At 42.4% G+C, this 20,948-nt stretch carries 21 protein-coding genes; 9 read left to right on the top strand and 12 right to left on the bottom strand.

Features of this window, described 5'->3' with window-relative positions; all coding sequences use genetic code 11:
• Positions 1–70 precede the first annotated feature (70 nt).
• Positions 71–1,105, top strand: coding sequence for a M23 family metallopeptidase (locus tag LQ226_RS14395; RefSeq protein WP_231418652.1), 1,035 nt, complete (start codon positions 71–73; stop codon positions 1,103–1,105).
• Positions 1,106–1,142: 37 nt separating this feature from the next.
• Here LQ226_RS14395 and LQ226_RS14390 read toward each other — a convergent pair whose 3' ends face one another.
• Positions 1,143–2,615, bottom strand: coding sequence for a methyl-accepting chemotaxis protein (locus tag LQ226_RS14390; protein WP_231418651.1), 1,473 nt, complete (start codon positions 2,613–2,615; stop codon positions 1,143–1,145).
• A gap of 178 nt (positions 2,616–2,793) precedes the next feature.
• A complete protein-coding gene (locus tag LQ226_RS14385; RefSeq protein ID WP_231418650.1) occupies positions 2,794–3,036 on the bottom strand; it encodes a hypothetical protein in 243 nt (80 codons plus the stop codon).
• Between the two features lie 209 nt (positions 3,037–3,245).
• Between LQ226_RS14385 and LQ226_RS14380 the strand changes: the two genes are divergently transcribed.
• Positions 3,246–3,695 (top strand): staygreen family protein, encoded by a 450-nt coding sequence (locus LQ226_RS14380; protein WP_231418649.1) that lies wholly within the window; start codon positions 3,246–3,248, stop codon positions 3,693–3,695.
• Between the two features lie 477 nt (positions 3,696–4,172).
• Here the strand turns inward: LQ226_RS14380 and wrbA are convergent, their stop codons facing one another.
• Together wrbA and LQ226_RS14370 are read right to left on the bottom strand one after the other, a co-directional pair.
• The gene (gene wrbA / locus LQ226_RS14375; RefSeq protein ID WP_231418648.1) at positions 4,173–4,772 is read right to left on the bottom strand and encodes an NAD(P)H:quinone oxidoreductase; all 600 of its coding nucleotides are present in this window, start codon (positions 4,770–4,772) and stop codon (positions 4,173–4,175) included.
• Positions 4,773–5,006: 234 nt separating this feature from the next.
• Entirely contained in the window at positions 5,007–5,222 is a 216-nt protein-coding gene (locus tag LQ226_RS14370; RefSeq protein WP_231418647.1) for a hypothetical protein, read from the bottom strand.
• A gap of 329 nt (positions 5,223–5,551) precedes the next feature.
• Here LQ226_RS14370 and LQ226_RS14365 point away from each other — a divergent pair, with 329 nt between their 5' ends.
• On the top strand, positions 5,552–6,442 hold the full coding sequence (locus LQ226_RS14365; protein ID WP_231418646.1) for a cation diffusion facilitator family transporter: 891 nt from the start codon (positions 5,552–5,554) through the stop codon (positions 6,440–6,442).
• A 93-nt stretch (positions 6,443–6,535) separates the two neighbouring features.
• On the opposite strand, the gene LQ226_RS14360 is transcribed toward LQ226_RS14365, so the two are convergent.
• From LQ226_RS14360 to LQ226_RS14345, 4 genes are all read right to left on the bottom strand, one after another.
• Positions 6,536–7,081 carry a GNAT family N-acetyltransferase gene (locus LQ226_RS14360; RefSeq protein ID WP_231418645.1) on the bottom strand — a complete coding sequence of 182 codons (546 nt, stop codon included), beginning with the start codon at positions 7,079–7,081 and terminating at the stop codon, positions 6,536–6,538.
• Between the two features lie 101 nt (positions 7,082–7,182).
• On the bottom strand, positions 7,183–7,665 hold the full coding sequence (locus tag LQ226_RS14355) for a hypothetical protein (RefSeq protein WP_231418644.1): 483 nt from the start codon (positions 7,663–7,665) through the stop codon (positions 7,183–7,185).
• A gap of 72 nt (positions 7,666–7,737) precedes the next feature.
• Positions 7,738–8,031 carry an AzlD domain-containing protein gene (locus tag LQ226_RS14350; RefSeq protein WP_231418643.1) on the bottom strand — a complete coding sequence of 98 codons (294 nt, stop codon included), beginning with the start codon at positions 8,029–8,031 and terminating at the stop codon, positions 7,738–7,740.
• Positions 8,028–8,756: an AzlC family ABC transporter permease gene (locus tag LQ226_RS14345; RefSeq protein WP_231418642.1), complete on the bottom strand. Its 729-nt coding sequence runs from the start codon at positions 8,754–8,756 to the stop codon at positions 8,028–8,030. The genes LQ226_RS14350 and LQ226_RS14345 overlap by 4 nt, the downstream gene beginning before the upstream one ends.
• A gap of 140 nt (positions 8,757–8,896) precedes the next feature.
• Here LQ226_RS14345 and LQ226_RS14340 point away from each other — a divergent pair, with 140 nt between their 5' ends.
• Positions 8,897–9,346, top strand: coding sequence for a hypothetical protein (locus tag LQ226_RS14340; RefSeq protein ID WP_231418641.1), 450 nt, complete (start codon positions 8,897–8,899; stop codon positions 9,344–9,346).
• A gap of 40 nt (positions 9,347–9,386) precedes the next feature.
• Here LQ226_RS14340 and LQ226_RS14335 read toward each other — a convergent pair whose 3' ends face one another.
• The 3 genes from LQ226_RS14335 to LQ226_RS14325 form a co-directional block, all read right to left on the bottom strand.
• Positions 9,387–11,738 (bottom strand): bifunctional 2',3'-cyclic-nucleotide 2'-phosphodiesterase/3'-nucleotidase, encoded by a 2,352-nt coding sequence (locus LQ226_RS14335; RefSeq protein ID WP_370635511.1) that lies wholly within the window; start codon positions 11,736–11,738, stop codon positions 9,387–9,389.
• A 198-nt stretch (positions 11,739–11,936) separates the two neighbouring features.
• On the bottom strand, positions 11,937–13,088 hold the full coding sequence (locus LQ226_RS14330) for a thiolase family protein (RefSeq protein WP_231418639.1): 1,152 nt from the start codon (positions 13,086–13,088) through the stop codon (positions 11,937–11,939).
• A gap of 20 nt (positions 13,089–13,108) precedes the next feature.
• A complete protein-coding gene (locus LQ226_RS14325) occupies positions 13,109–13,945 on the bottom strand; it encodes a cobalamin-binding protein (RefSeq protein ID WP_231418638.1) in 837 nt (278 codons plus the stop codon).
• Positions 13,946–14,076: 131 nt separating this feature from the next.
• Here LQ226_RS14325 and LQ226_RS14320 point away from each other — a divergent pair, with 131 nt between their 5' ends.
• From LQ226_RS14320 to LQ226_RS14305, 4 genes are all read left to right on the top strand, one after another.
• A complete protein-coding gene (locus tag LQ226_RS14320; protein ID WP_255688662.1) occupies positions 14,077–14,778 on the top strand; it encodes a Type 1 glutamine amidotransferase-like domain-containing protein in 702 nt (233 codons plus the stop codon).
• Between the two features lie 107 nt (positions 14,779–14,885).
• The gene (locus LQ226_RS14315) at positions 14,886–15,611 is read left to right on the top strand and encodes an ABC transporter ATP-binding protein (RefSeq protein ID WP_231418637.1); all 726 of its coding nucleotides are present in this window, start codon (positions 14,886–14,888) and stop codon (positions 15,609–15,611) included.
• A complete protein-coding gene (locus tag LQ226_RS14310) occupies positions 15,604–17,244 on the top strand; it encodes a putative ABC transporter permease subunit (protein ID WP_231418636.1) in 1,641 nt (546 codons plus the stop codon). The genes LQ226_RS14315 and LQ226_RS14310 overlap by 8 nt, the downstream gene beginning before the upstream one ends.
• Before the next feature lie 107 nt (positions 17,245–17,351).
• Positions 17,352–17,855, top strand: a complete 504-nt coding sequence (locus tag LQ226_RS14305; protein WP_231418635.1) for a GNAT family N-acetyltransferase — start codon at positions 17,352–17,354, stop codon at positions 17,853–17,855.
• A 282-nt stretch (positions 17,856–18,137) separates the two neighbouring features.
• Here the strand turns inward: LQ226_RS14305 and LQ226_RS14300 are convergent, their stop codons facing one another.
• On the bottom strand, positions 18,138–18,560 hold the full coding sequence (locus tag LQ226_RS14300) for a universal stress protein (protein ID WP_231418634.1): 423 nt from the start codon (positions 18,558–18,560) through the stop codon (positions 18,138–18,140).
• Positions 18,561–18,836: 276 nt separating this feature from the next.
• On the opposite strand from LQ226_RS14300, the gene LQ226_RS14295 reads away from it, so the two are divergent.
• Positions 18,837–20,309, top strand: a complete 1,473-nt coding sequence (locus LQ226_RS14295; RefSeq protein WP_231418633.1) for a SulP family inorganic anion transporter — start codon at positions 18,837–18,839, stop codon at positions 20,307–20,309.
• Positions 20,310–20,948 lie beyond the last annotated feature (639 nt).

The raw sequence follows: 20,948 nt of genomic DNA, 5'->3' as shown, positions 1-20,948 counted from the left end.
TGACGTTTACATTGACTCATAGTTTGAGATAATAGTAAAAACATAATTTACCAAAAGGAGGAAGGTTCATTTGAGCAAACTCTATTTAAAACAAAAGATACTAATCCTCGTTATGATCGGTGTATTTATGATAAGCGGGTTAGCTGGCGTGGGCGTCATTATACATGCTAAGGCTCAGCCTACTAAAGAAACCTCTCAGCACGAAACCCGTTCTGAATCTCTTCAATTAAATGATATTCTTATGGCCAAAAAGAGCGAAGTTGTTCAATTTTTGTTGGAACGAAAGGCTACGGAGCGTGAAGCTTCTTATTTTGAAAACGAAACGATTGCAAAAGAGACAATGAACAAAAAGTGGGCTTTAATCCCTAATGTGGCGTCTCGAGGAGATATGATTCTTGTAAGAAGTGAAAGCGAGGGGACCTTAGAGTGGCAAGGGCGCACCTATACACTAAAGCCCTTCGGGTCAGGGTTTTACACATATTTGCCGATCCCTATGAGTGTGAAACCAGGAAACTATCCGATTGGGAATCGTACCTTAACGATTCAAAAGAAAACATTTGAGACACAGCACATCACGGTTTCAGAAGAGAATGAGAACATTCGAAACAATACAGAGCAAATCATGAAGGATCAACAGAAGATTGACAAAGCTAGAAGTCAATCGGAAGAGGAGTTCTTGTTTCCTCCTAACTCTTCGTTCATCCAACCTGTTGAAGGGCAAGTAACAACACCGTTTGGTTACACCAGATACGTGAACGGCGAATTTTCAGGCAGCCATACAGCCATTGACTGGGGAGCACCAGCTGGTACCCCTGTAAAAGCTACAAACGATGGGATCGTCGCTCTTGCGGATTCCCTTCATTTAACGGGGAATTCCGTTTATATTGACCACGGCATGGATTTATTCTCCCAGTATATTCACATGTCTAAACTTAACGTGAAAGCCGGAGATCACGTTAAGAAAGGGGATATCATCGGCTATGTTGGAAGTACTGGTTTTTCGACAGGGCCTCATATGCACTTTACATTCTGGGTGCACAACGTTCCCTCAAATCCCAATCAATATCTCGGAACGAGCCCATTCCATCTCGATCAAGCTCAATGATGAAAGAAGGAGAGACAATGGATTTGTCTCTCCTTCTTTAGTGTTGCCGCTCCAGTTCTTCTACGGCTTTTTTTGTGAAGGCAATCGAATTCTTTAGCTTCTCTTGTTTATCAGCTTGTGTGCCAATTGTCGATTGTAACTGCTGCATCGTAGCAGCAGTTTGCTGAATGACTGAGGCCAGTTCATGTACAGATTGATCAATACCTTGTGAAGATTGCCGGATATCTTCAGCTTGCTCCCCAAAAGTTGTTAATTGCTCAATAAATAGAGAAATCTCCCTTGTGATCACGTGGAATGTGCTCGCCGTCTCTTCTGTAACACCTATACTCTCTTCCAGGTGATCCTGATTCTTTTTAACGAGAGACTCTGTCTCATACGCCTCCTTTTGAATGGAAAGAAGGTTTTCATTAATCTGTTGGGCGGTGGCATTTGATGTTTCTGCGAGTTTCCTAACTTCATTGGCCACAACCGCAAAACCCTTCCCTGCCTCACCAGCACGTGCCGCTTCGATACTAGCGTTTAAAGCTAATAAATTCGTTTGTTCAGCAATTCTTTGAATTTGTTGTGTAAAGCGTGTAGATTCTTCAATACCTTCTGTAAGCCCTTTCATCTTTGCGCTCATTTTTCGAAAAGAGGATTGAACCTCGGTCATTGTGTCGGTTAGTTGCTGGATAGATCCCATTCCGTCCGAAGCATTTGTATGCATCTTGTGACCAGCCTGGACAAGTTCTTCGAATGCTTGAATCATGGTTTCAAGAAGTCCGTTTGCCTGATCTGTAGCGTCCGTGATATCCGTCACAGATGAAGCTTGTGTATGAGAAGCTAAAGATATTTCATGAAAAGAAGCATTCATTTCATTCATGGTGTTGCTACTTTCGAAACTCGCCTCACCGATTTCCTTCATGTGTTGGTAAACGGTTTGAGCGGTCTGATGAATGAGGTCTACTTGTGTTGTCTGTTTCGCTACGAGCGTTTCACTATCCTCAAGAGATTGTTCTGTTTGGGTGAGAAGACGTTTCGTTAAGCGGACTTGTGTCATTAAAACAATAAAGATTAAACCATAAAACACAAAAGCAATTGTAATCGCACGGGAGTCAAAGCCAAGTGCTTTTCCTTTCTCTAGCGCAAAATAGACAAGCAATAGTGACCCAAGCGCTCCTCCGACTGAAAGAACTCGCACAGAAAGAGAAATGGCTGCTACGGCTAACACATAAAAAGCAAAGAGAAAATTGGTTACATAACCTGAAGAAATCATAACGATTAAGGCAATGAGTGAAAGGCTCCCTACTGCTATGTATGGAATGACAGAAATAAAACGTTTCTTCCAGTGCAACAAACCCATTATGAGTACACTTACTAATCCACCGCCACCAATCGTGATCATATTCATCTGCGGAGCTTGTACAATATACTCAGCCCCTACTCCAAGAATCACAGAAAGAAGCAAAACACTTATTAGAACGCTATTTTGCTTATTCTGAACCTTATCTTTCATATGAGATTGCTCCATTCTTAATCTTCCTCCTTTTCAAAAGTATAGCTCTATCTATCATTTTACATTTTTTCTCACTTTTTGGGTAGTTCGATTTACCTAAACCTATTTTTTAAATCTATTTAAACAACAAAAAAGCCGCTCCGAGTCAGAACTCGGGTAGCGGCTTCTTCATCCGTTCATCATGTACAATTCATCATTCGTATGTGTAAGGTTTATAAACTTCACTTAATTGAAGCAGGCGTTCTTGATCACCAAGGTCAATTGCCTCATTAATCTGGGCTTCCAGGTTTGATTTGTTCCACTTGTAGCAAAGCTCATCTAATGCTAAAGTGCTCGCTAATTTAATCTCGTAAGGGACGTCACGTTTGGCGTGAATCACATCTCGATCTTTCATAGGGAACCAAGTTAGGGCGTACGACATTTTTTCCTTTCTCATGGAACTCTCCCCCTTTTAAGTAGTATATGATAGATCTTTATAAATTGAAACAATTTTCTGATAAAATTGCTATTGATTCTATGTTCCCCACGTTTTTCTCTATCAAACCTAAGAGGCTGTAGGGAATTTGCTCAATCGTTCCTTATTTTCCTTACGCGCATAAAATATAAGAATAAAGATTAATCCTTTAATGAACAGGAGGATCATGGATGAGCTTCTCTCCATTTAAACTCTATACCCAATATAGGCCTGATATAGAACATTTCACTCCTTTCTCTGAAAGAACCTACACCCTTACCCATTCAGATCAGACAGGTGATTTGTTCTTAACCGTTTCAAAGGAATTTGCGACGGACCAGACAAATGAGATGCGGGATGAAGTATTCGGATGGTGGACGCAACCTAAGAACAATCAGGTGCAATTTCAAGGGAGTGTCCTAGTGGGAACAGAAGACATTCCTGAAACAGCACAACAGATCCGCTATCAAATTTTCATGAGAGAAATGAGCACAGCCCTCAAAGGAATCTTTTACGGAGAACGCTGGCTACTAGAAACATACCCTTTTTTGAAAGAATCCCCAATATGGATACAATTCAGAAGCAACCTCCCCCAATACAGCGGAAATATCTACTTTGGTACAGTAAAAGATTATATGTAATTTCTCTGCTATTTTAGTTGGAAAGGGCCGTCGTTTTATGAGTGCTTGGGGTGTCTTGGGAACGGTTCCGTTTCCGCGGGCGAGGTGGAAAAGCTGAACCACTCCCCCATAAGGGATGTTTCCTTTATCCATATATCGCAAGGTGAATCGGGAAATTGCGAGACTCCTGCGGCAATAGAAGCCAGTCTAGTTCCAGCGTGGAGGACCTAGCGAGACAAGTCATCTTTTTTCCAAAGGCTTATCGCCTTTTCCAAAAAGCTGTCTTGTCCGTACGGTCCTAGGCACCACGCTTGCACATTTCTATCTAGAGGAGACCCCGGAGGGAGCGTTAGCGAGTGAGGAGGCTCCCCAGCTCGCCGCGGAAAGCGAGTGATTTCCCGATTCACCTTACGCTGCTCATTCCAAAACCAACGGACACACTTTCAAGCTATAGAGCCTAAATAAAAAGGCTATCCAAATGGATAGCCTTTTTATCATTTATTTACTATGAATACGGCTCGCAATATCAACCGTACGTTTCGCCTGATGTCTTACTGCCGCTTCTACATCTTCTTGCATGTTACCGTCTTGGCCTACGGTTACAGATGTACCATATGGATTTCCTCCGCCAGCAAAGACTGCTTGATCAGAGTATCCTGGTGCAGCTACAATGGCTCCCCAGTGGAACATCGTTGTATAAAGGTTCGTGATTGTTTGTTCTTGACCACCATGAGGATTTTGAGCAGATGACATTGCACTGACGACTTTATTTACAAGTTTCCCGTTAAACCAAAGTCCACCTGTTGCGTCTAAGAAAGACTTCACTTGAGCAGGCACATTCCCAAATCGAGTGGGTACACTAAAGATAAAACCATCGGCCCATTCTAGGTCATCATTTGAAGCAACGGGAACATCTTTTGTCTCTTCTAAATGCTTCTTCCAAGCTGGATTCTGAGCGATTGCTTCTTCAGGTGCTGTTTCTGCTACGCGTACAAGTTTTACCTCAGCGCCCGCCTCTTTAGCTGCTTCTTCTGCCCATTTTGCTAATTTGTAATTTGTACCGGTAGAACTGTAATAAACCACTGCAATGTTTGTCAATCTAATCTCTCCTTTAATCCAATCAGTATAGTCGACCCATCTTTTCCACAAAATGAAAGAATGGGGATGCTTATAGTATATACCCAACCTGCACTTAGCTCAAAACAAAGAGTTTCAAATTCGAGATATTTTTTTTAAAATGGTCTTTTTTATCAGCCATTTCAAGGGAATCACGGCCTCTTATTAAACAAAACGAAAGACAACCCTATATGGATTGTCTTCCTTCATGATGTATTAAATTACGAGTTCATAATATTGAGGGAACGTCCAATATGAATCTCTCCAGCCGCGCTGAACGGCTAATTCTTCAAAAGACTGAGCATGGCTATTAAAAAACTTAATAATGGCCTCTTCTATGTTCTCTTCTGAAGGATTGAACTGTAACAAAATAGGCTTAGAAAACTTCATTCCACGCACAGAGCCTTCAATGATCACAGTTTCTTTAATCAATGGCTTCACCCCTTTTGTCATAGAAATTCCTAAAGCTAATCTGTCGTCTACCGTTCTGTTTGTGCAAATAATTAGATTAAAATAATTTCTTAATAAATGAATACCCTTTTAAGAATAGATTAATCCCCAATTCAACATTTAGATTACAAATATGACAATAAACAGGTCTTTTTACCCATTTTTGCTTCAGGATATAAAATTGGGTTAAGGAAACATTATTTTATAGTGACAATAGAAGTGAAGATAGCAACGTTTTTTTCTCTAGACTCATATGAATCCCTTTTGGTAAGCTATATAAGGCTTATAGAGAGGGAACGGAGGATCACGACATGAATGAATATGAGAACCTAAAAAAAGGTGAGCAAGGTGCATGGATTAGCATCTGTGCTTATCTCATATTGTCTGCCACAAAATTAATTATTGCTTCTATTGGTCAATCAGAGGCGTTACGCGCAGATGGCTTAAACAACGTAACGGACGTTATTGCATCCCTAGCCGTACTGATCGGGTTACGCATTTCACGTAAGCCACCTGATAAAGACCACCACTATGGACACTTCAGGGCTGAAACCATCGGCTCATTAATTGCTGCTTTCATTATGATGACTGTAGGACTACAGGTTATCTACGAAACCATTCAGCAAATCTTCGCTGGGCAAGAGGCACAACCAAGTCTGCTAACTGCATGGACAGCAGCTGGTGCAGCCGTAGTTATGTATGGAGTGTATCTCTATAACTTACGCTTATCCAAACGGATCAACAGTCACTCCTTATATGCAGCAGCTCAGGATAATCGCTCAGATGCCCTCGTCAGTATTGGCGCTTTCATCGGAATTATAGGTGCTCAATTTGGTGCTTTTTGGCTTGATCCCGTCGCTGGTTTTATAGTTGGACTTATTATTTGTAAAACAGCTTATGATATTTTCCGCGACGCTTCCCATACGTTAACAGATGGCGTTAATGAGGAGCTTCTCGATCAAGTTAAAGAAACACTCAATCAGGATAGTGATGTGAAAGTCGTGGAAGATGTAAAAGCCCGCTTACACGGCAACCAGGTACTCGTTGACGCAACCATCCTAGTGGATCCAGAACTTAGCGTGCAGCAAGGTCATGACATCACAGACCGCCTTGAGGATTCATTAGCTGATGAACACGGTATCTATCACACTCATATTCATATCGAACCGTATCATGACGAAGATCACACTCAGAATAGCTAGCATGACTCACACACCAGATATACAAAAAGAGCTTGGGATTCCAAGCTCTTTTTGTATATCTGGTGTAATTTTATAACTTATAAGAATGCTCCCTTAAGAAGCCGGCAGCGTTTCTAAAAGGTGGTCTAAATGCTTCCATCCATAAGCCGTCTCCTCATACGTCCCTTTTCCTATTGTTATATTTTCGGCTTCCACTGCAACTGCACCGTACCGTTCATAGAATCGTTTGTTGGGGTTACGAGTTAATACCCATACAAGAATAGAACCATATCCTTTTTGCGCCATATCGTTCGTAAACGCTTTCAATAATTCCGTGCCAAGGCCCTTCTTTCGCACCTCATCTAACAGGTAAATGGCATAGATTTCACCATCATAGCCGTACACCTTGGTCCGCTCTTTTCCTCCTGATATAAACCCAACCACCTTCTCCGATTCATCTGTAGCCACAAAGATCGTTTGATTATTAATCGGAGCTTTTAAAATCGTTTCCCATAACGTAATGCGGTTCTCTAATGTTAAGCTCTGGATGTCTTCTTCCTCCAGCAGCGGTTGATAGGTTGTTCTCCAACTTTCTACATGTACATAAGCAATCGCTTTAGCGTCTTCCTGGGTCGCTCTTCGAATTGTATACAACTGCATCTCCTCCCCCTGGTCAACATTTACGTATCCTTACTTTTATTGTATTCGGTATTCCTCCTTATGTATAGAAAAACGCCATCAGAAGATGACGTTTTTTTAATTTATGAACAAGAAAACGAAGAAATACGATCTGTATCAATTACGTAATACACCCAACGTTGCTGGGACTGTCTCCAACGATATCCGCCCACAGATGTTCTTCCGATAAAGGTTGGATAATACCAGAACCTTCTCCCGTTATTTAAACGAACGCGCGTATAGCGATATAAACATCTATAAAAAGCACCAGGGTCTACCGCAAACACACTCGGTTGGCCGCCGTACCCGTCAAACTGACCTTGCGCCGGTGGTGGACCAATTGGGGGCTGACCGCCTCCTCCTTGGCCAGGTGGTGGACCAAACGGGGGTTGCCCTCCTCCCTGACCAGGTGGTGGGCCAAATGGGGGTTGCCCTCCTCCTTGACCAGGGGTAGGACCAAATGGTTGTTGTTGAGGAAACCCGCCCCCAAAACCTCCACCATATCCACCCTGCCCAGGTAGCAATTGACCTACAAGCCAATTTAAACCGTTCTGTCTATAATCCATGCTGTCATGGCTCCTTCCGTAATAAGCTCCCTATACTATATGCTTATAGCCATACAGCGTGACAAACGCCTTTTATCCAATCGTCAGGACATATACCGTTCCAATCGCCACTACAACTGTAACAATCGTATGGACCCGGAAAAATGCTAATACAACACCCACTCCTCCAGCAATCAGTCCTACGTGAGGCTCCCCCTCGATTACAGTCGTAATACCAGGAAAGATCAATGCTCCAAGCGCCGCATAAGGGATCGCGTTCAGCCATCGAGAAACCCACGCAGGAAATGTCCAACGGTCGACCACAAATGCAGGGAGAAAGCGAGGAATCATTGTAACGAGTGCCATCCCCATAATGATGAATATCATGCTTCTTCCTCCTTTAATAACCCAATTCCACTTGCTCCGCCCACAAGTGTAGCTGTAACGATGGCCCAACCGTCGCTGACCCCTAATGAAGATAACGCATAATTAACTCCCATACTGATAACAGCAATAATTCCAATCCTCCACTCTTTCCTAACAGAAGGAACAAGTAACGCTATGAACATCGCATATAACGCCACCACCATACTTTGACTAAGAGCAGCTGGGATTACCTCTCCTAACACCCCACCAAGGAAAGATCCCCCAATCCAAGAAGCGTAGGAGACTAGAATCATAGCCGCATAAAACAAAGCTCCATGGGGTTCTCTCGCTTCCTTTTTGTGAAGGGATCCAACGGCAAACGTTTCATCTGTTAACCCAAGCGACATCGGAATCTTCCATTTCAAGGACAGAGAGCGAACCTGATTCATAAACGAAAAGCTCATAACAAAATGCCGGAAATTAAGGACAAAGGTCGCCAGTATAATTTCAATTGCTCCAACCCCTGTCAGGATCATATTGGTCGCCACAAACTGGCTTGCGCCTGCAAACACCAGCACGCTCATCATCGTAATCTCAAACAAGTTCAAACCCGCTTCACTTGCTAATACCCCATATGTAATTGCAATCGGCATGTACCCAAACATAATCGGCAAGCCTGCAATCGCTCCCTTTTTTAAAGCATACCGCGCCCCGTTATTCGACCTCTCAATCGTATGTGAATTCACCTGCACCCTACATCCCTCATCACCTTTTAAATTGAACCCATTATAATCCACTTTCAAGAATATGAGAAGGAATAAAAAAAGTTGTTTGTATTCTTAAGATCCCGGGAATCCTTTCCTCACAACTAAGAGGAGGGATCTTGATGGAACACCGTATATCTCACGACAATATGGATGATCTATTAAAACAGTTAGAAGACGATTATATTAATGCTTTAGAACAAAATGAATGTGAAAATGTTGAAGCCTTTATTGAGCAATTCTTGTACGATTCCTGGGATTACAATGATCGCAATATCGATATGATCAAATCCGTTATGAGTCGGTATACACAAGGCGAAGTCTATCAAACTACATTTGCAGGTGCCTTTAATGAAATGGTCGACCATCTTCAATCGAAACTGTCTAAGCTAGATGAGGATAATGAGTTCCCTATGATTCACCATAACCTTGGTGCTTCTATACTTGTAGCGTTTGTAGATGGGCTTGTGGTTCAATACTATACGGGGATTTATACAGTAGAAGACTTACGCAAGAACACGCCTCAATTTAAACAAACCATCCTCAAGGCGCTTTGCACGGATGCAGTATAGAAAAAGAACCTGCCGCTTGGCAGGTTCTTTTCAGTAATGATTAGTTTTTCGGGATTTTGATGTGCTGACCAATTTTTAAGAAATGAGGGTTTTTGAGTTTGTTATAAGTTGCTAACTCTTTCCAAGACTCTTCATATTGTGATGCGATTTTGCCTAGTGTTTCTCCCTGACTGACAATATGCACACGGTAATCATTCGTTTCTTCTGGTACAGGGATATAAAGACTTTGCCCGACCATTAATTGGCGCACATTGCTAATGTTGTTGTACTCAGCAAGTTCTTTCCAGTGGATTCCGTAGTTCGCTCCGATTTTGCCAAGGGTATCGTTCCACTTCACGGTATAGATCAGATCATTGGCCTTTTCATCTACTTCTGGTTCTTCTGTTTCATCTTCATTGTTCTCTTCTTGCTCATCAGTAAGGTCAAATGAATATTTCGCATAGCCATCGTCTCTTGTACTTACATAAGCAATGTCTTCATTCGCCTCTGCATATCCTTGTGCATCTGGAGAAGAATAGAATACTAGACTCGGATCGCCCTCTACCGGCGCAATGGACCAGTTTCCATCCGCTTTAGGGTCAATGGTTTCATTATCTCGGATATAATTCACAAGCACTTGGCGGTTTTCATCTGGAGATTCAATAACGATATTGTCCCCTCCAGGGTTCGCAATTGGTGTTGCTGTCGCACGATAGTTGTTTGTAGCGATTAGGAATTGCTGATCTTCATCAATCGGTTCCCCGTTATACTCCAAGTTCTGAATACGATGTGTGTCATGGATGACTTCTGTTCCGTCGTTGTTATAGCGTTGAGGGACAGTCACATCAATTTGATAACTCACTCCATCGATGACATCAAAGTTGTAGCTTGGGAAACCTTCATCAGAACGGTCATTTGGTTTCACAAGGAGTTGTTCCTCGTCACTTTCAGGATCAATCTGATTAAATTGGCCGGCACTCCACTCTAACCATTCACGTACTTCAGAACCGTTTAACTTTAATACATTTACCGTATTTGGATATTTATATAAAGAGGTTGTATCTTTAATAGCTAAGTCGCCCGCTTCAATATCCGTAAAGTCTGTAACCCCGTCGCGTCCAGCTTTGAAAGGTGCTCCGGCTGATAAGACTGGAAGGCCTTCATATTCGGTTCCCTGAATGTAGGTTTCAACATAACGCTTTTGCGCATCGGTTACGATTTGTACTGTAGGATCATCTTGAACCTGGGAGAAATAGCTGTAAAGATCGGATTCCGTTTGCCCAACTGGTGCATTTACGTACTCAATTGTTCCTTCATGGTCTTCCTTGACCGCTTTTACTATTTCTTTATCCGGATCTGCTAACGACTGATCATTTTCAGAATCATAGATGGCATCAAGACTGGATTGAGCATCTTTGATTTCCCATTTACCGTCTGTCTTCTCAAGAGTGAAATCAATCTTTCCTAAATGAGAGCCCCAGAATCCTGGCATCACTGCAGGCGTTCCATTTAACGTACCCTTCTCGATGTCCGCTCCTTCAAGATCTGCATAGTCTTCCCCTGGGAATTCAGAGTGAGCATGTCCAAACAGAACTGCGTCAATTCCTTCTACTTTAGAAAGGTCATAGGTCGCGTCTTCTTCCATTCCATCCTCTGTCACACTTCCTATGCCAGAGTGAGCAATCGCAACAACCATATCTGCCCCGTTTTCCTTCATTTCAGGAACAAACTTTTCGGCAGACTTCACAATATCTTTCGTGATGACTTTCCCTTCAAGGTTACTCTTATCCCACTGCATAATTTGAGGAGGAACAAAACCAATTACCCCAACTTTAACCGTGTGCGTTTCTCCATCTTCATCTGTTACTTCTTTATCAAGAATGATATAAGGATCAAAGTAGTTCTCATCGTTCGATGGGTCATCATCACCATCGTCTTTATACACATTTGCGTTTACATATGGGAATTCTGCTCCTGATGTTACTTCACTTAAGTAGTCTAAACCATAATTGAACTCATGGTTACCGAAGTTACCCGCATCATAATCAAGGATATTCAGTGCTTTATAAACAGGGTGCTGATCCCCTTCTTCCCATTCTTTATCCTTCGCCATATAATCAGCAAGAGGGCTACCCTGAATTAAATCCCCGTTATCAAATAAAAGAGAGTTCTTCGCCTCTTCTTTCGCTTCTCGGATTAAAGTAGCTGTTTTCACTAAGCCAAAATCGTTTACTTCTTTATCAGAGAAATAATCATAGTTCATCACATTGGAGTGAATATCCGTTGTCTCCATAATCCGTAGCTTTACAATATCTTCATCCTCAGCTGCTTGCACAACATTTGGAGCAACAAGTGATGTCGCCATCCCCAAGGCCACAACAGAACTCACCGCCACTTTCTTCTTACGATTCATTTGCCTCTTGATACTTCGTAACACGTTCATTCCCCCTATGTATAATTCCAAAATGAGTCATTATTCGACCCTATGATAACATATTCAGAGGAATAATATGACACAAAATTGTAAAATTCATCATATTAAGGGTGACATTTCTATCCTATAAAAAAGACAACACTAATCTTTCCTAAAGCTTAGTGTTTAAGGGTCCATCTATAAACGTTCAATAATCGCTGCCGTCGACATACCGTGTCCGATACATATCGTGAGAAGACCGTACCGGCCCTGTCTACGCTCTAATTCATGAAGGAGCGTAGTCATAAGCTTCGCTCCTGTGGCCCCTAGGGGATGGCCAAGAGCAATCGCGCCTCCATTTACATTTACTTTTTGCAAATCTGCCCCTAACTCTTGTTGCCAGGCAAGCACAACAGGAGCAAATGCCTCATTAATCTCCACCACGTCAATATCATCAATCGTCAAACCTGCTCTATTCAGAACTTTTTTGGTAGCCGGAATGACTCCATCTAACATCAATGTTGGATCTGAACCGACCACGACTCGCTTTACAATTCGAGCTCTGCTTTTAACCCCCAATTCTTTCGCTTTTTGATGATCCATTAAGAGCACAGCCGCGGCCCCATCGCTCATCTGACTCGCATTTCCTGCAGTGACAAGCCCATCTTCCTTGAAAACCGGACGAAGCTTAGCCAAGCGCTCAAGAGACGTGTCTCTTCTTGGTCCCTCATCCTCCTCCACAAGAACAGGGTCCCCTTCTTTCGTACTCCCTTTATAAGGAAGGATCTCTTCTTTGAAAGCTCCTGACTCCATCGCTTTAATGGCTCGCCGATGACTTTCATAAGCGTACTGGTCTAGTTGTTCACGTGTAAATCCATATTTCTCAGCAATCCGTTCAGCTGAAAGGCCCTGATGGATAAATTCATATCTATCATGAAGCGAATCAGGGATCGTTCTCTCGTCTCCATCACTTAATATAGGAACTTTGGACATATTCTCAACACCTGCTCCTATGGTGACTTCCATATCCCCTGCCAGAATTTCCTGAGCGGCAAAATGGATCGCTTGTTGTCCAGATCCACACATTCGGTTTAATTGAACTCCGGGTACTTCCACCGGAAAACCCGCTTCGAGTCCTGCAAGTCGTCCAATGTTGAACCCTTGTTCGCCTACAGGTGAGACGCATCCCATCACAATATCCTCAATTAGCCCCTTATCAACTTGAGCCTTTTGAACAAGCCTTCGCAAAACCGCACTTGCCATATGAACAGGGTGAACGTCCCGAAAGACTCCCCCTCTTTTTCCTACAGCAGTTCTGACAGCTTCCACAATGACTACTTCCCGATTCATTTCCCCACGCTCCTATTGTTTTAGTAACGATCTAGCCGTTCGCTATTTTTTTGTAGTAACGGATCGTTCTCATCTGGCTCTGGATAAATATCAGGATGAAGTAGGTAGGCTAATTTCTGTAGCCCCAATAATAACCGAGGAGAAGGTCGACAGTATAACGATTCTTCGAGCACAAAAATTCGGTCCTCCTGAATCGCCTTAACCCCTTCCCAGCCTGGCCTTTTCCGTACTGCTTCAGGCTTCATCTTCTCTTCCTTTACTCCAACCCACGCCATACACACAACATCTGGGTTTAACACACGCACATCTTCCCAAGTGCATTGGACACTTGCCTCTTCTGCATTTGAGAACACATTCTGGCCACCAGCTAGTTCACTCATTTTCGTTAACCAGTTCGGCCCACCCGGAGAGAAAACAGGCTTAGGCCACCATTCAAAGTACAGTCTTGGCTTCTCAGAAATGGTTTCACCCAGTTGTTGAAATTGAGAAAGGATGGATCGATAATGATGAACCACTTCCTTTGCCTCTTCTTCCTTATTGGTACAACCGCCTACTTTCAGTAAATCTTCAGCAATTTCCTCAAGAGAATTTGGGTTAAGAACGATATAGGGCACATTACGCTTCTTTAATTCTTCGATATTTCGCTCCATACCCGGTACACTTAAAGAAGCGAGGACAAGATCTGGTTTCAGACGTTCTACATGATCCATATCAATGGAAAGATCAGGGCCAAGCTGTGGTAAATCTTTTACTTCTTCCGGCCAATCGGAATACTGATCGACCCCAACCAGCTGGTCTATTAACCCAAGGTAAGCCAAGAGTTCTGTATTACTGGGACACAGGGATACAATCCTCAATATAAGGACTCCTTTCAAAGAGAAATAAATAATTTAGCTTGCACTAAGCCTATCATTTCATATAATATTTTTCTTAATATTATAACATTTTAAACAGGTAAGACGAACACAAGAAGAAGGAGGAATTTATCATGAATATTATTGCAATGGGTGGCGGCGGATTCTCCACAGAGATGGACAACCCGAGGCTGGACCGATATATCTTAAATCAATCTGAACAACTTCGTCCTAAGATATGTTTCTTAGCGACTGCAAGCGGCGATGATAAGGAATACATCAAGAAGTTCTACACATTCTTCAATGAAGAAGCATGCGAACCTACGCACTTATCGTTGATGGAACCAGTTGTAGAAGACTTTGAATCGTTTCTTCTATCCCAGGACATTATTTATGTAGGAGGCGGAAATACGCGCAATATGTTGGCGCTTTGGAAAGAATGGGAGCTCGACAAGATCTTAGAGAAAGCATGGAAAAAAGACATTATCCTTGCAGGGCTTAGCGCTGGGGCGATGTGCTGGTTCAAAGAAGGGATCTCAGACGATACTCCAGGCAACATGAGTAAAGTGCGTGGACTAGATTTCATACGCGGAAGCATTTGTCCCCATTATGATGGGGATCCAAAATGGAAAGAAGGCTATCATACGTTTATTCAACAAAATCAAATCGAACCCGGATTTGCGTTAGATGAAGGGGCTGCGATTCACTTTGTTGGGCGTGATGTTCACGTGGCAGTCTCCTCACGTCCAAATGCAGGGGCTTACCGTATAACAGCAGGGAAACAGGAAGTAAATGAAGAAATGTTAGACATGGTCCACCTCTCTCTTGATCAATAAAAGAACTCGTTTATCTGCGCTCTCCTTTCATATTTGCTATGATAGATAGAGAACGTAATTCATCCTCATTCGTTCGTATGAGGAACAGCTTATAAAGGTGGAAGTTTATGATTGAAGTGAATCAAGTGACAAAGCGATACAATGAAAATAAAGTGGCGGTAAGCCAACTCAATCTTTCCGTTCCAGACGGAAAGATTATTGGTTTTCTGGGTCCAAACGGAGCCGGAAAATCCACGACCATTAAAATGATTACAGGAATTCTTCCTATTGATGAAGGATCGATTACCATCAATGGCCACGATATATCTGACAATCCGATTGAAGCAAAACGTTCATTTGGCTATGTCCCGGATCACCCGGATCAATTCTTGCGTCTAAAAGGAATCGAGTACTTGCACTTTATTGGAGATATGTACGAAGTTCCTCAGTCTATTCGCAAGGAAAAAATTGAGCAACTCACCAAGACGTTCGACATTTATGATGTTTTAAATGACCGCATTCAGACGTATTCACACGGCATGCGCCAAAAAATAGTCATTACAGGTGTCTTGCTCCATGACCCTGATGTATGGATATTAGATGAACCATTAACAGGTCTAGACCCTAAATCATCTTATGCGGTGAAAGAAATGATGCGCGAGCATGCCGCAAAAGGGAAAACTGTATTCTTCTCGACCCACGTACTCGAAGTGGTTGAACAATTATGTGATGAAGTTGCGATTATTAAAGACGGGACGCTTCAGTTTTATGGAACGATGAATGAAATGCGGGAGAAATACCAATCTGATGACACCCTTGAACATATCTTCTTGGAGTTGACTGAACATGAATAAGACTCTCTTACTCAGCAAAGTCATGATGAAGATGCACTTTTCGTGGTCCACTAAAAGTGATGGGCAAAAAGCAGGCACCTTTTTGGTGGGTGCTTTATTTATCCCCTTACTCCTGATGTGGTTTTGGTTCCTCGATAGTATAATCGGAGGGTTGTATCAGGTTTTATCACCAGCTGGCTTATCACCAATGATTCTAGCCATTTCTTTAATCATGGTAAGCATTGTTCTTTTATTTACTAGCCTCCCCTCGATTTTAACATCTTTTTTTTTCTCAGAAGATATCGAAACCTACATCCCACTCCCAATGCATCCGTATCAGATTATTTTCGGTAAATCCATCGGGCCCCTAGTGACCGTGTATGGTTTCGCGTTATTTGGACTTGGCCCTGTTTTTCTCTTGTACGGAATGTACGCATCGGCCTCCATCGGTTATTTTTTTACGGCAATCGGAACACTTCTTTTATTCCCAATTGTCCCCTATGTTGTAGCTGGCCTTCTCATGATGGTAGTGATGCGTTATGCAAACATCTCAAAGAATAAAGATCGAACAAAGGTAATCGCTGGAATCTTTTCGCTAATATTTATTATTGGTATAAATATAGTGATTAGACTGAATCAAGACCCAGAGAATGTATCCAAGGATGTCGGTCAATGGCTAACGAATCAAGAACATACGATTTGGAATACAACGAAGTTTATACCGAATGCCTTCTTAGCTACAGAAGGACTTAATGGGCAACTCCCAGCATGGCAATCCCTTCTCGCTTTTATTGGGTTCGTAGCTTTCACAATCATAAGTGCAGGCGTCTTTTTATTTGCAGGGCAGAAACTCTATTACCATGGAGTCAGAGGAGTATCAGGCGGAGGAAAAGGAAAGAAAGCTGTAGACCTTCAGAGGAACAACAAAACCCGGAAACCTTTTTGGAGCTATACGTGGAAAGAAATCAAAATCGTTTTTCGAACGCCTTCCTTCTTTATTAATTGTGTGATTCAAAACTTATTTGCCCCTATCTTTCTGGCCATCATGTTATTCCTAGATAACGGGATCGGAGAATTAACGGGTGAAATCGGTTCTGTTGATGGCAAATATATCATACTTGGGATGGTCGGCTTTACACTATTTATACTCGGAACAAACCCGACTTCTACCACTGCCATCTCACGAGAAGGACGAAGTTGGTTCACGAACTTATATATGCCCATCAAACCAAGTACTATCCTATTCAGTAAAGCCTTAGCCGCCTTTTTCATCCAAGGAATTTCGCTCATTATTCTGTTCTTCCTTTTCGCCTTTGTTATCCACATTCCTTTGGTGCACATCATTCTTTGGGTGTTGTTAGCGCTTGGAATAAGTTGGTTCTCTAATTTGTTTGGTGTTTATTTAGATGCTAAGCAACCTAAGCTTGAGTGGAGCGATGAGCAACAGGTGTTTAAGGCCAGGTTTGTGCCCTTGCAAAGTATGCTAATCCAGGCCTTTTGCTTTGGTCTATTTATATTCGTACTTTGGGTAGCTCCTTTTAAAGGCACCCCCATAACAGCCACTCTTCTCTTCGCAGGGATTGGCGCTGCGATTTATATCACACAACGTCTGCTTTATCATGTTGCCATAAATGACTTTCATAAGATTCAATAAGCACCTGGTTTTCCAGGTGCTCTTTTAGTAAATATTCAGATTTTTATTTCGCCACACGAATATAAACAGTATAATAAGAAGAACTGTTACTGCAAAGGAGACTTGGAATGGAGATTAAACGACTCGGATCAATAGATGCAGAAGATTATTGGAACTTACGTCTGGAATCTCTACTGACAAACCCGGAAGCCTTTATAACGACATATGATGAAGCGAAACAACGAACAAACCCGATTGAACGTACGGCCGATCAGTTAAGCAATCAAAGTACCCATACATACGGTGCATTTATTGAAGGACACCTACGCGGCGTAGTTACCCTACATCCAGAAACCCATACAAAATTCAAACACAAAGGACATATCCTCGCTATGTATGTTTCCCCTCAAACAAGAGGGCTCGGTGTAGGCACCGCCCTTTTAGAAGCGTGCACGAATCATGCGCGCTCCCTTCAAATTGAACAACTTCACCTAAGCGTTGTAGCGACCAACCAACCAGCCCTCGACCTTTACCGGAAGTATGGCTTCACGAAATACGGCCACGAACCAAAGGCCATTAAAATAAACCATAATCACTATTTGGATGAGGAATTAATGTATATAGAAATTTAACAATTATTTTATAGGCTTGTTCAATACCCAAAGCGACATTGAAGTGTAGATAGGGCCGACTTTATTTACTAGTGCTTAGGGTGTCTCGGGAACGACTCGCTTTCCGCTCAGACGAACGCTAACGGAAACATTCTCACTTTCCGGTGCTGCTTATTAGGGACTTATATGTAACGCGTAAAAAATCAACAACCAACTCTAACAGAGCCATCTAAAAAAGAGCCAGAAACCCGGCTCTTTTTTTAGCGGTTTCTGGCTCAACAGATCAAGTTTCTTCCTTATATATTACTTTACAATCATTACCGGGCAAGATGCACCGAGTGTGACCTTATGAGATACACTCCCGAGTACCACTTCTTGAAGAGCGTTCAAGCCTCTGCTCCCCATAACGACAATGTCATACTCTTCCTCATTCGCGAAACGGGTTAGTTCTGTCCCGGGGTCGCCTTTTAACAGCTTAAAATCATAACTAACCTCTTTTCGATCAAATAAACCTTCAATCGGTTTAACACGTTCGTGCCTTTTTTGTTCCAGGAGACTCATGTTTCTTCCTTCCGTTAACACATCATGCTTGGAGGCAGCCAAGTCTACCACATAAGCAATAGTGATTGTTGCACAGGCTTCAATCTTAGCTAGATGTGCGGCTTTTTGAGCAGCCCGCATAGCTGATTCGGATCCGTCTGTAGCTAGAAGAATTCGTTGGTACATAAAACAATCCCCCCTAATAAATGGCTCTATACCCTATCATACCATGCTTTAGGGCTTATAAGGGGACTTAAATATTCAGACAAAAAAATGTCATTTTTATGGTTTAGGGGTCTATATAAGAGCATGTACGAGATATTTGGAGCATATGACGAATTTATGCGCTTACATGCGATTATTTGTTTTCCGACCTTCGTGTTATAATCACTCTCGTTGTAATCGGAATTGCTTTCGGCGCGGTCGAAAGACAACACAAAAAGAATAGAAAGAGGTGTCGATTTGAACCTAGAAACAATTAAACAACAATGGTTCGGTAACGTTAAAGGTGACGTTATGGCTGGTATTGTCGTTGCTCTTGCTTTGATTCCTGAAGCGATCGCATTCTCCATTATTGCCGGAGTCGATCCAAAGGTTGGATTATACGCGTCATTCTGTATCGCGGTCATAATCGCCTTTACAGGTGGTCGTCCAGGAATGATTTCAGCAGCTACAGGGGCCATGGCGCTCTTGATGGTTACACTCGTTAAAGATTACGGACTTGAGTATCTATTAGCTGCCACGGTTTTAACAGGGATCTTGCAATATCTATTTGGGGTATTAAAAGTCGCTAAATTTATGAAGTTCATCCCAAGATCCGTAATGATTGGCTTCGTGAACGCTCTTGGAATACTGATCTTCACGGCTCAACTTCCGCACTTTGAAGGAGAAGGCTTGGCGATGTACTTAATGGTTGCTGGTTCACTTGCCATTATTTATATCCTTCCTCGCTTCACAACTGCGATTCCTGCACCGCTCGTTGCCATTATTGTAATGACAGTCATTGCATTAACAACAAGCGTTGGCGTACGAACAGTTGGAGACATGGGTACGTTACCAAGTGAACTACCAATGTTCTTGATTCCTGATATTCCATTGAATTTTGAAACGCTTCAAATTATCTTCCCATATGCATTAGCCTTATCCATTGTGGGACTACTTGAATCGTTACTAACAGCTCAAATTGTAGACGATATGACGGATACAACGAGCGATAAGAACAAAGAAGCTCGTGGTCAAGGTATTTCAAACGTCTTTGCTGGATTTTTTGGCGGTATGGCCGGCTGTGCGATGATTGGTCAATCTGTCATTAACGTAAAATCTGGTGGACGCGGAAGACTTTCCACATTAGTAGCAGGTCTGTTCTTATTAACGCTCATTCTCGTCTTACAAGACGTTCTTGTTCAAATTCCAATGGCCGCTCTTGTAGGTGTTATGATTATGGTTTCGATTGGCACATTCGATTGGTCTTCTTTAACGAAGCTTCATCGTATGCCTATCACAGACGCAGCCGTTATGATTGTAACCGTAGGAACAGTTGTGTACACGCATAACTTATCCATTGGCGTATTTGCCGGTATTATCTTGAGCGCTATCTTCTTCGTAGCGAAGATCTCGAATATTCATGTAGAGAAAACGTTAGATAAAGAACACAGTAAGCGTCTGTACCGTGTTACAGGTCAAATGTTCTTTGCTTCTATTTCTGACATGGCAGACTATTTTGATTACAAAGAAGAGGTAGACACTGTCATGATTGACTTCAGTGCCACTCACGTTTGGGACGATTCAGCGGTTGGAGCGATTGATAAAGTCGTGATGAAATTCCAAGAACAAGGTACCAACGTTGAGATTATAGGCTTGAATGAGGCAAGTTCTACTCTTGTTAATAAATTAGCCGTTCATGATAAACCAAATGCAAAAGCATCTGGACATTAAAATCAATCACAAAGATCCCCTGACTCTTAGAGCCAGGGGATCTTTTTTATACTATCATTTTAGGGGTAACAAGTTCTGTGTAGATTTACATGAAAAAATGTTGTACAAAAAGTGCGAGTGATGTAAGGGCAAGTGTTCCATAGTTAAACAAGAAGTTATTTTCTTTCGAAAACTGTTGTTCTTTTCCCGTCAGCGATACCATGGCTTGTTTACGCAATTTGGACTCTTGGATCAAGTCTGATCACCACTTTTGTAAACGTTTTCATTTAGTTACACTTAGTGTACCATACTCACCAATTATCTGACAAGTCTGATAATTATTTTGTTTCAATTGAATTTGAGAGATTTTATTGTGAATGGGGGCGTTACATTTGATAAGTGCTTGGGCTTGCTCGGGGACAACTCGCTTTCCTGCGGGGAGCTGGGAAGCCTCCTCAGACGGCAAGCCGTCTTCCGGGGTCTCCCCTAGGCTCCTCATCCCGCGGGAGTCTCGCAGTCCCCGAGCAAGCCCTGACTATATTTGGATTAACGCCCCCGAGCTCACCAGCTCCCCACAGGAAAGCGAGTGGTTTCCAGGCCCGCCTCCCCCTCTTTCTAAAGCGAACGGAAAAATAACAGAAACAAGCATAAAAAAAGATA

The organism is Pontibacillus sp. HN14 (assembly GCF_021129245.1).
Classification (GTDB): Bacteria; Bacillota; Bacilli; order Bacillales; family BH030062; genus Pontibacillus.
The sequence above is the reverse complement of the archived record's forward strand: the minus strand, read 5'-3'. Positions and strand labels throughout refer to the sequence as shown.